This is a genomic window from Koromonas soli (genome assembly GCF_059726265.1).
The window spans coordinates 3,986,885-3,999,952 of record NZ_AP040872.1 but is presented as its reverse complement, the minus strand read 5'-3'; the positions used below and the strand labels follow the sequence as shown (position 1 = coordinate 3,999,952).

At 60.0% G+C, this 13,068-nt stretch carries 4 protein-coding genes; all 4 read left to right on the top strand.

Annotation, left to right across the window (positions count from 1 at the left end):
* Positions 1-69 precede the first annotated feature (69 nt).
* The 4 genes from AC6IY8_RS17430 to AC6IY8_RS17415 all read left to right on the top strand — a co-directional run bounded on the left by AC6IY8_RS17430 (position 70) and on the right by AC6IY8_RS17415 (position 13,067).
* Positions 70-849 carry an electron transfer flavoprotein subunit beta/FixA family protein gene (locus AC6IY8_RS17430; RefSeq protein WP_497775961.1) on the top strand — a complete coding sequence of 260 codons (780 nt, stop codon included), beginning with the start codon at positions 70-72 and terminating at the stop codon, positions 847-849.
* Positions 849-1,832 (top strand): electron transfer flavoprotein subunit alpha/FixB family protein, encoded by a 984-nt coding sequence (locus AC6IY8_RS17425; protein WP_497775960.1) that lies wholly within the window; start codon positions 849-851, stop codon positions 1,830-1,832. The genes AC6IY8_RS17430 and AC6IY8_RS17425 overlap by 1 nt, the downstream gene beginning before the upstream one ends.
* 10 nt (positions 1,833-1,842) lie before the next feature.
* A complete protein-coding gene (locus AC6IY8_RS17420) occupies positions 1,843-3,513 on the top strand; it encodes an acyl-CoA dehydrogenase family protein (protein WP_497775958.1) in 1,671 nt (556 codons plus the stop codon).
* A gap of 101 nt (positions 3,514-3,614) precedes the next feature.
* On the top strand, positions 3,615-13,067 hold the full coding sequence (locus AC6IY8_RS17415) for an SDR family NAD(P)-dependent oxidoreductase (RefSeq protein WP_497775955.1): 9,453 nt from the start codon (positions 3,615-3,617) through the stop codon (positions 13,065-13,067).
* The last annotated feature ends 1 nt before the right edge of the window (position 13,068 follow it).

Below are 13,068 nucleotides of genomic sequence, written 5' to 3'. Positions count from 1 at the left end.
CTTAAAAACAAAATCAACTAAAGATTTGGTAAGGCGGCAATCAATCGCATTTTTATCGGGGAGGATGAAGTGGAAATTCTAGTCTGCGTGAAGCGAGTGCCTGACACCTCCGAGAACGAGATCGCACTGAACGGTGAAGGAAACGACATCGAGCGCGACGACCTCGTTTACTCGGTAAACGAATGGGATAACTACGCGGTTGAAGAAGCTCTCCAGATGGTGGAAAAGCACGGCGGAAATGTGACCGTGGTGACGGTGGGTAGCGAAGAGGACGAAGAGGTTCTGCGCCGCGAGATGGCGATGGGCGCAAAGAATGCCGTGCTGATCTCGGACGAAAAGTTCGAGGGCCTCGACGGAGCCGGGATCGCTGCGCTGCTGAAAGCCTACGTTGAGAAAAACAAGTTTGACCTGATTCTGACCGGTGCGCAGGCAGAGGATGGCGCGGCACAGGTGGGCGGAATGCTGGCAGCAATGCTGGACTATCCGTTTGCCTCGCTGGTGAATGCGATTGAAGTGATCGACGGCGGCAAGCTGAAAGTGAGCCGCGAGGTCGAGGGCGGGAACAAAGAGATGAACGAGATGCAGCTTCCCTGCGTGCTCTCGATCCAGACGGGCATTAACGAGCCGCGTTACGTGGGAATGCGAGGCATACGGCAGGTGGCGTCAGTGCCGATTCCGACGCTGGGTGCGGCGGAGTTGGGCGTGGCCGCGAAGTTCACGCCGAAGGTGGTGCGCACGGATTACTTTGTGCCAGCCGCAGGCAAGGGTGCGGAGATTCTGAAGGGCAGCCGCGAAGAGATTGTGGGTCAGGTGATCGAGTTGGTGAAGGCCAAAGGAGGGATGAAATAATGGCGCGCATTTTTGCATACATCGTACATAAAGACGGCGTAGTGGACGACACAGCGGCTGAATTGCTGGTGGCCGCAAAGTCGATCGATGCGTCGGCGATGCCGACGGCCATTGTCACCGGCTCGGGCGCGGAACTGGAAACAGTGTGCAAGGCCCTCCAGAGCAGCTATGCGGAGGTGTGGAAGATTGCGAATGACGCACTGGCGTATCCCAACGCAGAACTCGTGCGCAAAGCCCTGATTGCGATCATTCCCGCAGGCAGCATCGTGCTGCTGCCACATTCACATTTCGGTGTGGATCTGGGACCGGGACTCTCGGTGAAGTTGAACACAGCATGCGTCATGGATGTTGTCGCAATCGACGGCGTAGAAGGCAGCATGCTGAAGGCGGTTCGCCAGGAGTTTGGTGGACAGGTGAGCGCGCATGTTCGGGCCGATATCTCGACGGGCGCGGTGATTACGGTGCGACCGGGATCGTTCAAACCTGCGGTGGCAGCTGCGGCAAACGGCACGGTGGTGGACAAGTCATCGTCGGTGGGCGCGCTGACCTCAGGACGTCGCTATCTGGAAACAGTGGTGGCGGAATCCGGAGACGTGGACATCAGCAAGGAAGCAATCCTTGTCTCGATCGGCCGCGGGGTGCAGGAACAGGACAACATTTCGATGGTGCAGGAGCTGGTGGAAACCATGGGCGCGGCACTGTGCTGCTCGCGTCCGGTGGTGGACGCCAAGTGGCTGCCGAAATCGCGGCAGGTTGGATCGTCGGGCCAGACGGTGAAGCCGAAGGTGTATATCGCGTGCGGCATCAGCGGCTCGTTCCAGCACCTGGCCGGTATCAAGGGCAATCCCCTGCTGATTGCCATCAACAAGAATGCCAAGGCTCCGATCTTCCAGGTGGCGGATGTGGGCGTGGTCGATGACCTGCTCGAGTTCCTGCCCGAATTAACAGCAAAGATTCGTGAAATTCACGCAACGGTGAAATAAGAGGCCAGCCATGATTACGAAAAAGACTCTGAAACTTAGCTTGAAGTCTCTGAAAGATTTTGCGAAGAAGCGCCTGCCCGATGAGGAATTGATTGCTCTGGACGAGCGCGACGAATGCCCGCTGGAGATCATCCGCAGCATGTGCGATCCCACTGGACTTGGGATTCAACTGCTGTTTATTCCCGAAGAGTATGGCGGATTTGGCGGCGGCGCGTTTGATGTGTATTGCGTGTGCGAAGAGATGGCACACATCGACCTGGGCGTCGCAACGGCAGTGCTGGCGACGTTCCTTGGCAGCGATCCCATCTTCGTGGGCGCGACTCCGGAACAGAAGAAGAAATGGCTGGGCAAGATTGCCGATGAGGGAATCCTCTTTGCTTACGGCGCGACGGAACCGGAGGCGGGCAGCGATCTGGGAGCGCTGAAGAGCACGGCAGAACGCGTGGAAGAAAACGGCAAGATCGTCGGCTACAAGATCAACGCTTTGAAGCAGTGGATCAGCAATGGCGGCATCGCCGATGCGTACACGATTCTGGCGGCGACTCCGGCGGGACCGAGCTGGTTCATCGTGGAGAAGGGCGCACAGGGATTCAAACAAGACAAGCCGGAAAACAAGCACGGCATTCGCCTGAGCAACACGGCGGCGCTGGCGCTGGACAACGTCTATGTCGATGCCGACCGGTTGATTGGTGGCGTGGAAGGACAGGGACTGGTGCAGGCGCAGGCTGTCTTTGGCTACACGCGGTTGATGGTGGCTGCGTTTGGACTGGGCGGCGGATGGGCGGCACTGGATCGCGCGATTCCCTATGCGGCAAAGCGCATTCAGGCAGGCGCGCCCCTATCGGAAAAGCAAGGCTACACGCACAAGTTGATCGTTCCGCACGTGGCGAGGCTGGAAGCAGGTCGTGCAGCGATTGAGGAAACAGCGGAGAGGATCGACGCGGGCGAAGGCATCCTGAACACGGAAGGCGCGGTGGCGAAGTATTTCTCGACCGAGGCTGGAAACGCGGCGGCAGAGGCATCGATCCAGGCGCTGGGCGGCTATGGCTACACGCACGAGTACATGGTGGAGAAGATCAAGCGCGATGTGCGCATCACGACGATTTACGAAGGCACTTCGGAAATCATGGAGATGACGATTGCACGCGATCGCTGGCAGTTCCACTTGAAGACGCGCGGCCAGTACTACCACGAGCAGGCGAAGAAGTTTGAAGAGATCCATGCGAAGCATCCGGACGTGGGTGCGGGCACTGCGGCGATGGCGATGCACGCGCTGGCCGAAGTGCTGGAGAAGGCGCGCACGACGCGGATGACGCGGCATCAGCACATTCTGCTACGGCTGGGAGAGTTGATCTCCTATGCCGAGTGCGCAGGAAGCCTGGCGCGGCGCGCGGCGTTGATGGCGGAAGGCAATCTCAACGAAAAGACAAACGACCGCTTCGATGCGAAGGGCCTGGCGGCAATCAGCCGCGTGTTCGCTCGCGAAGCAGCGCAGAAGGTGGCTGAGGACGGCCTGCGCTGGCTGTGTGGAGCAGGAGGCCTGGAAGAAGCGGAAATCCCGGGCTTCGAAACGCTGATAGGTGTGGCGGCGATCCGGCGCGCGCAAGCAGGCCTGCTGGCGGATATGGATTACGTTGCCGACGTGCTTTACAACCGCGTGACGAAGCGCGTGGCCGTGTAGTTTTCATTGGACGTGATATGAGCTATCCGGCCCACGCTAATTACGCGGGGCCGGATACATTTTTCGCAAATAAGGCATTCGCAATTATCAGGAGCGTCATCATGGAAGACACAGCTCATCGTGCCATCGCTATTGTGGGAGCCGGAGCAGTTCTACCCGAAGCTCCGAACGTAGCGGCATTCTGGAACAACATAAAAACCGGCCGTTATTGCATCACCGATGTTCCGACTGAAAGATGGAATCCTGAATACTATTACGACGAAGATCGCAGCGCGCCGGACAAAACTTACTCGAAGATCGGCGGATGGGTGCGCGAGTTTAACTGGGAACCGATGAAGTGGAAGATGCCGATTCCGCCACTGGTTGCAAAGGCAATGGATCAGGCGCAGCAGTGGGGATTGGCGTGTACGCGCGAGGCGCTGGAGGACTACGGATATCCGAACCGTCCGCTGGATCTGAACCGCACGGCGGTGATCCTGGGTAATGCGATGGCGGGAGAGAAACACTACCTCACCGCAATGCGCGTGTACTATCCCGAGTTTGAAGAAGAGCTGAAGTCCGTTGATGGTTTCGCTTCGCTGCCGGCGACGCTGAAGGCCGAGATTACGCGTGAGTTGCACAAGCGAATCAGCCAGCACTTCCCCACCATTACGGAAGACAGCATGCCGGGCGAGTTGGCCAATTGCCTGGCCGGACGCATTGCAAACGTTTTCAACTTCCATGGGCCGAACTTTACGTCGGACGCAGCATGCGCATCGACGATGGCGGCGATGACAGCGGCGATCAACGGACTGGCGGCGCACGATTTCGATGCGGTGATCGCAGGCGGAATCGATCGCAATATGGGCGCACCAACGTTTGTGAAGTTCTGCAAGATTGGCGCACTGTCGGCGACAGGAACAAGGCCTTTTGCGGAAGGCGCAGATGGTTTCGTCATGGGCGAGGGCGCGGCAATATTCGTGTTGAAGCGACTGGCGGATGCGGAGCGCGACGGCGACAAGATCTATGCAGTGATTCGCGGCATTGGCGGATCGAGCGACGGCAAGGGTAAGGGCATCACGGCTCCGAACCCGATTGGGCAGGAGTATGCCATTGATCGCGCATGGAAGAATGCAGGGCTTTCTCCGGCGACGGCAACGATGATCGAGGCACATGGAACCTCAACCAAGGTTGGCGATGTGGTGGAAGTGGAAAGCGTGATGAAGTCGCTGGGAGAGTTCAATCTGCCAAAGGCGTCGGTCGCGCTGGGCTCAGTGAAATCGAATATCGGACACCTGAAAGGTGCGGCGGCGGCGGCAGGATTGCTGAAAACTACGCTGTCTCTGCATGAGAAGGTGCTGCCGCCGAGCGTGAATTGTCCGCGAACGAATCCAGGGATCGATTTTGCGCATTCTCCGCTGTTTGTGAACACGGAACTGCGGCAGTGGGAGGCTCCGAAGGATGGAGTGCGCAGAGCTGGATTGAGCGCATTCGGATTTGGCGGAACGAACTTCCACATGGTGATCGAGGAACACATTCCAGGGCGGCTGAATGGCAAGCATTTGATGGCCGTGGGAGATGTGGCAGCGATCATGGGCAGCGCTCCGGTGGCGAACGCCGGAGGCGCAGGTGTGGCTCAGGCGAGTGCCGGTGCGATCGCGCAAGCAAGAGTTGAGGATTCCAGGTTGGCGCCAGAAGCGGGCGCGAACCTGGGGCACCCGGCGGAGGAGACGACGGCGAAGATTGAGTCGAAGAAGGCGCGGAAGGCTCCGCTGAGAGGCGCGCTGGTAATTGGCGCGGAGTCAGTGGCGACGCTCGAAGAGCGGCTGCAGGCGGTACAGAAGAGCGCGGCGGCAGGGCAGGCTCCGGCGGTGGCGGCACCGGATGTAGCGGACTTGAAGGCCGCTGAGCGAATTGCGATTGACTATGGCGATGCGGCGGAGCTGGCGGACAGAGCGGGGAAGGCACTGAAGGCGCTGGCAGCAAACCATCCGGCAATCTGGAAGGTGCTGCGCGCGCAGGGAATTTTCCGCGGGCAGGGTCCGGCGGCAAAGGTGGCTTTCCTGTACACGGGGCAGGGTTCGCAGTACGTGAACATGATCAAGGAACTGCGAGCGGCGGAGCCGATTGTGGCCGACACGTTCAAGGAGGCCGACGAGGTTCTTACGCCACTGCTGGGCAAGCCGCTGAGCGATTTCATCTTCATTGACGGCGACGATCCAAAGGCAGTGGAGCAGGCGGAGAACGATCTGAAGCAGACGGCGATTACGCAGCCTGCGGTGATTGCGACCGACGTGGCTATGACTCGGCTGCTGGAGGCTTATGGCATTAAGCCAGACATGGCGATGGGACACAGCGTGGGCGAGTACGGCGCGCTGGTGGCAACGGGCGGACTTCCCTTCCACGACTCGATGGAGGCGGTGAGCGCTCGGGGTCGCGAGATGACAAAGGTTTCGCTGGGCGACAACGGTGGGATGGCAGCAGTGTTTGCCCCGCTGGCGGATATCGAACGCATCCTGAAGACAATTGATGGGTACGTTGTGATCGCCAACATCAACAGCAAGAGTCAGGCGGTGATTGGCGGCGAGACCAAGGCTTTGCAGTCGGCGATTGAAGCCTTCCTGGCAGCGGGATTCAACGCGGTGCCGCTGCCGGTGAGCCATGCGTTCCATACATCGATTGTGGCGGCAGCAAGCGAGCCACTGAAGAGGATGCTGCAACGGCTGAGGTTGACTCCTCCGAAGCTGCCGACGGTGTCGAATGTGAGCGGCGAGTTCTATTCGATGGAGGCAGATGGCAAGGAGCACATGGTGGAGGTGCTGGCAAAGCAGGTGGCCGCGCCAGTGCAATTTGTGAAGGGACTGGAAACGCTCTACAACGCTGGGGCTCGGGTATTTGTGGAGACGGGGCCGAAGAAGGCTTTGCAGGGATTTGCCGAGGACGTGCTTGGCGATCGCGGCGATGTGGTGGCGCTGTTTACGAATCATCCGAAGCTGGGCGACGTGGTGGCCTTCAACCAGGCACTGTGCGGGCTGTATGCAGCAGGACTGGGAGCAGTCGAAGACGAACCTGCGACAGAAGGCGACGGCGGCCCGGAGACAGCGGAGAGTTCGCATGGTGAAGCATCTGCGCCGGAAGTACGGTCAGAGCCGGAGCCTGTAGCTGTAGCGCAGGAGGATAAGACAGAGCCGGTGCTGGTGGCGGCTTCGGTGAAGACCGAGAGCGTTGCTGCGAGGAGCATCACTCCGGAAGAGATCGCTCCGAAAGAAAAGAAAGAGGATGAGCCGGAGGTACGTGCGAAGTCCTCGGTGGTGATTACGGGTGCGGCGCTGGGACTGCCGGGCACGGAACGCATCTTCGATGACGCGAACGTGAGCCGGATTCTCAATGGCGAGCAGTTCATCAAGCCGATTCCGATGGAGTTGCGCCGGGCGATGCTCGACAAGCATGTGACGCGGCTGGTGAAGAGCGAGAACGGCGGCGGCGCATTCGAAACCATCGACAACATTGAGGACGTAATCAAGCTGGCAGGGCGCGGCGGCGAGTTCGACGTGGTCTCCGACTTTGGAGTGTCCGCAGAACGCGCGGCGGCACTGGATCGCGTGACGAAGTTGGCGATGGCAGCGGGCATAGACGCACTGCGCGACGCGGGAATTCCGCTGGTGATGCGCTACAAGACGACAAGCAAAGGGACGCAGTTGTTTGACCGCTGGATGCTGCCGGAAAGCTTGCGCGACGACACGGGCGTGATCTTCGCATCGGCGTTCCCGGGGTGCAACTACTTTGCTGATGAAGTTGCACGCTATCACGCGGACTGCGCCCGTCGCGAGAAAGTAAAGATGCTTGAAGCGCTGCTGGCGAAAACAGAGCGGCTCAATGGGCATTCAACGCTGGGCGATGAAATACGACAGCAACTGGAGGAAGCAAAGGCAGAGCTGGAACAGAACCGCTACACCTTTGACCGACGCTTCCTGTTCAAGGTGCTGTCGATGGGCCACTCGCAGTTTGCGGAATTCATTGGCGCGCGTGGACCAAATACGCAGGTGAATGCGGCATGTGCCAGCACGACACAGGCAATCTCGCTGGCGCAGGACTGGATTGAGCAGGAGCGCTGCCACAGGGTGATCGTGGTATCGGCTGACGACGTCACTTCAGACCATCTGCTGGGGTGGATGGGAACGGGGTTCCTGGCGAGCGGCGCGGCGGCAACGGATGAAGATGTCGCAATGGCCGCACTTCCCTTTGATCGCCGGAGGCACGGAATGGTCGTGGGAATGGGCGCGGCGGCGCTGGTGATCGAAACTCCTGAGTCAGCAGCGGAACGCGGGTTGCAGCCAATCTGCGAGATTCTGGGCACGGCGACGGCAAACAGCGCTTTCCATGGCACGAGGCTGGATGTGCAACACATCTGCCAGGTGATGGAAAGCATGGTGGCCAAGGCCGAAGCGCACAAGGGCATTGCTCGCGGCAAGGTGGCTCCTGAGATGGTTTTCATCTCGCACGAGACCTACACCCCGGCGCGTGGCGGCTCGGCGGCGGCGGAGATTCATGCGCTGCGGCAGGTGTTTGGCGAGCACGCGGATGACATTGTGATCGCCAACACGAAGGGCTTCACCGGACACGCGATGGGAGCGGGCGTGGAAGATGTGGTGGCCGTGAAATCGCTCGAAACCGGACTGGTGCCTCCGGTGGCGAACTTCAAGGAAATCGATCCGGAACTGGGTGGGCTGAACCTGTCGAAGGGTGGCACTTATCCGGCGAAGTATGCACTGCGGCTGGCGGCGGGCTTCGGTTCGCAGATCAGCATGCTGCTGCTGCGCTGGGTCGAAACCGCAAACGGCGCTCGGAGGAAACCGGACGAACTGGGCTATGCGTATCGCGTGAGCAATCCTGAGGCGTGGAACGCGTGGCTGGCGAAGATCATGGATGGAAAGACAACAGAGCTGGAAGTAGTTCATCGCACGCTGCGGGTAAGGGATGCGCGTGTGTCAGCCATGGAAGAAACAGCGGCGGCGAAGCAGGCGGAAGTGGCTGCCTCCGCGGTGGAAGCTGTCGAGGAAGCTGAGCGAAAAGCTCCAGCCGTCAGCGATGCCGGAATCGCAGGGCACCCGGAGGTGGAGGTTATCGTCGTGCCGGAAGTTGCGGCGGTGGCTGAAGAGAAGGCTGCGGAAATTGTGGAAGAGCGGTCCCCGGAGCTTGGCGCTCACTCGCCAACTCCAGAAACAACGGAGACGATTATGAGCGATCAGACGACGGTGGAGAACGGGGCCAGAGAGAAGATCAAAGATCAAATCCTGGCCATGGTGGTCGAGAAGACGGGGTATCCGAAAGAGATGCTCGATTTGGATCTCGATCTGGAAGCCGATCTCGGTATCGACACGGTGAAACAGGCAGAGCTGTTTGTGGCCGTGCGCACGACATTCGATATCCCGAGAGACGAGAACCTGAAGCTGCGCGACTACCCGACGCTGGCGAGGGTGATTGCGTTTGTGCTGTCGAAGCGTCCTGAACTGGTCACTGCGGAACCGGCAATGGCAATGGCGGCAGCGGCGGGCGTGGCTCCGACGACGGTTGCGGTGGGGACTGCGATAGCGACGACCGAGACAGTTTCGTCGGTAGCACAGGATTCACCCGTGGCTCACGTTGCGTTGATTTCGAGGGACGAGATTCGCGAGAAGGTGCTGGAAATTGTGGCGGAGAAGACCGGGTATCCCAAAGACATGCTGGACCTCGATCTTGATCTGGAAGCCGATCTCGGCGTCGATACGGTGAAGCAGGCCGAGATGCTGGCGGCGATTCGCGGGGCTTACAACATTCCGCGCGATGAGAATCTCAAGCTGCATGATTTCCCGACGCTGAATCATGTGATCAAGTTCGCGTATGACAGGCAGCCGGGGATGGCAGCGAAGGCTGCGCCCGTCGAACCTTCATCAGATGTGGCTGCACCTAAGATCGAAGCTGTGGCGCCAGTCGCGGAAACAACGGCAGCGGCCCTGATCTCGATGGATGAGATCAAGGAGAAGGTGCTGGAGATTGTGGCGGAGAAGACCGGGTATCCGAAGGACATGTTGGACCTCGATCTCGATCTGGAAGCCGATCTCGGCGTCGATACGGTGAAGCAGGCCGAGATGCTGGCGGCGATTCGCGGGGCTTACAACATTCCGCGCGACGAAAATCTTAAGCTGCATGATTTCCCGACGCTGAATCATGTGATCAAGTTCGCGTATGACAGGCAGCCGGGGATGGCGTCCGAGAAACTGCCCCAGCTCGAACTCGAAAAAGCCGGACCCACGGGTGTGGCGCCCGAGGTTGCCGCAGCTCCGGTGGCAGCAGCGACTGTAACACCACCGGTGCCCATGATCTCAATGGAGGAGATCAAGGAGAAGGTGCTGGAGATTGTGGCGGACAAGACGGGGTATCCGAAGGACATGTTGGACCTCGATCTTGATCTGGAAGCCGATCTCGGCGTCGATACGGTGAAACAGGCGGAAATGCTGGCGGCGATTCGCGGGGCGTACAGCATTCCGAGGGATGAGAATCTCAAGCTGCACGATTTCCCGACACTGAATCATGTGATCAAGTTTGCGTATGACAGGCAGCCGGGGATGGCGGCGAAGGCTGCGGAACTTTCTCAACCTGCAGTTGAAATGGCTGAGTCCAAGAGTGGAACACCCGAGGTTGTCGCGGCTCCAGCAGCAGCCGAAACAGCGGCGGCCCTGATCTCGATGGATGAGATCAAGGAGAAGGTATTGGAGATTGTGGCGGAGAAGACGGGGTATCCGAAGGACATGTTGGACCTCGATCTCGATCTCGAAGCTGATCTCGGTGTGGATACGGTGAAGCAGGCGGAGATGCTGGCGGCAATTAGTGGGGCGTACAGCATTCCGAGAGACGAAGATCTTAAGCTGCATGATTTCCCGACGCTGAATCATGTGATCAAGTTCGCGTATGACAGGCAGCCGGGAGTGGCAGCCGAGAAACTTCCCCACCCTGAACTCGAAAAGACCGAGGCAAAGGGTGGGGCACCCGAGACTGTTAAGGAGCCGGTGAAACCACGGCCTCCGCTGGCGTCGCTGGATGCGGCAAACAGTGTGCCGCGCAGGGTGCCGGTGCCGATACTGCGGCCTCCGCTGGCGGTGTGCAAGCAGACGGCGGTGAAGCTGGGCGCGGGATCGCGCGTAGTGATGATGCCGGACAAGAACGGCGTGGCCGATGCTCTGACGGCGGAGTTGAAAAAGCTTGGAGTTGAGGTGCTGCGCATTGAAGGCGCGCCGGATGCCGATACGCTGAATGCGCAACTGAAGGCGTGGGCGGCGGCAGGTCCGATTCAGGGCGTGTACTGGCTGGTGGCGCTGAACGAGGAGCCGAGCCTGCGGACGCTGGATCTTCCGGCGTGGAAGGAAGCACTGCGAATTCGAGTAAAGCTGCTGTATCACACGATGCGCACGCTGTATGAGCAGATCGTGGCTCCGGGCACGTTCCTGGTTTCGGCGACGCTGCTGGGCGGGCAGCATGGTTATGACGAGGCCGGAGCGATTGCGCCGCTGGGCGGTCCAGTGGTTGGCATGACCAAGACGTATAAGCGCGAGCGCGAAAACGTGCTGGTGAAGGCGGTGGATTTCGAACTGGGGCTGGATGCGGCAAAGGTGGCGCAAACGCTGCTGGATGAGACGCTACGCGATCCGGGCGCGGTGGAAGTTGGCTACAAGGAATCCGAGCGCTGGAGCGTGGGGCTGGAAGAACAGCCTGCGGCGGATGGGCAGTCGGGACTGACGCTGGATGCGAACACCGTCTTTGTAGTTACGGGCGCGGCGGGCGGAATCGTTTCGGCGATTACGGCCGACCTGGCGGCGGCTTCGGGTGGCGTGTTCTACCTGCTTGACCTGGTGCCGGAACCGGATCCGAATAATCCGGAGCTGAAGCTGTTCTCGACGGATAAGGATGCGTTGAAGCGGCAGATCTTCGCACGCATTCAGGCGAGCGGCGTGAGAGCCACTCCGGTGATGGTGGAGAAAGAACTGGCCGGACTGGAGCGGGCGCAGGCGGCTCTGAACGCGATAAACGCCGTGCGCAATGGCGGCGGGACGGCGCACTACTTCAGCGTGAACCTGACGGACGCAGAGGCCGTTGCAAAAGTCATGGAGCAGGTACGGCAGCGCAGCGGAAGAGTGGATGTGCTGCTGCACGCGGCAGGCATGGAGCGGAGTCACTTCCTGCCGGACAAGGACCCGCGTGAGTTTGACCTGATCTTCGACGTGAAGTGCGATGGATGGTTCAACCTGCTGAAGGGCCTTGGCACGATGCCGCTGGGCGCGACGGTTTGCTTCAGCTCGATTGCTGGACGATTTGGCAATGGAGGCCAGGCAGACTACAGTTCGGCGAATGACCTGCTGTGCAAGATCACCTCAAGCTTCCGCACGACTAGACCGGCGACGCGCGGCATTGTGATCGACTGGACGGCGTGGGGCGGAATGGGCATGGCGACGCGTGGCTCGATTCCGAAGATGATGGAACTGGCCGGTATTGACATGCTGCCACCAGAGGCGGGAGTGCCGTTGATCCGGCGCGAACTGACCTATGGCGGCACGAGGGGCGAAGTGCTGATCGGGCAGCGGCTCGGCATCCTGCAGCATGAATGGGATGCGACCGGCGGCGTGGATGCGGAAGCGATTGAGACGGCTCTGCCGAAGCATGGACCGATGATCGGCAAGGTCGTGAGCATGGGCATTCACAATGGGCTCGTGATTGAAACAACGCTCGATCCGGCGACGCAGGCTTTCCTGCATGATCACCAGATCGGCGGCACTCCGGTGTTGCCGGGGGTGATGGGCATTGAGGCCTTTGCCGAGGCGGCGCTGGTGATGGCTCCGGGATGGCACGTGGAGGCGGTGGAGAATGTGAGCTTCCTGACTCCGTTCAAGTTCTATCGCAGCCAGCCGAGGACACTGCGACTCGAAGCAGTGATCTCGCAGAAGGGCGATGCGGTGGTGGCCGACTGCAAGCTGATTGGATCGCGGACGCTGCCGAAGAGTCCTGAGCCGGAAGTGACAACGCACTTCACGGGGCGGGTGGTGCTGACGAAGCAGGCTCCGGCGGCGACGGCGGGACAGAAGGCGGCAACCGTCGGCTCCCCGATTGCGAAGGCTGATATCTATCGCATTTACTTCCACGGCCCGGCGTACCAGGTGATGGCCAAGGCGTGGGAGGAGAAAGAGCGCATGGTGGGCGAGATGGCGGCAAACCTGCCGACACATCATCAACCTGCGGAGCGTCCGCCGGCTATAGGGCCAAGGCTGATCGAGTTCTGCTTCCAGACGGCGGGACTGTGGGAGATCAGCGTGAACGGCGAGATGGGTCTGCCACACCACGTGGAACAGGTGAGGGTGCTGCGCAACACGGAGAGCAAGGGTCCGCTATATGCCGTGGTGACCCCTAATGCGGAGCAAGGCACCTATGCGGTGGACGTGGTGGATGCGGACGGTAATGTGCACGTCGCAATGCGGGGCTACAAGACGATTGCTTTACCGGATTCGGTGAGCAGCGATCTGGTGAAAGCCCTGCATGCGCACGCGTAAG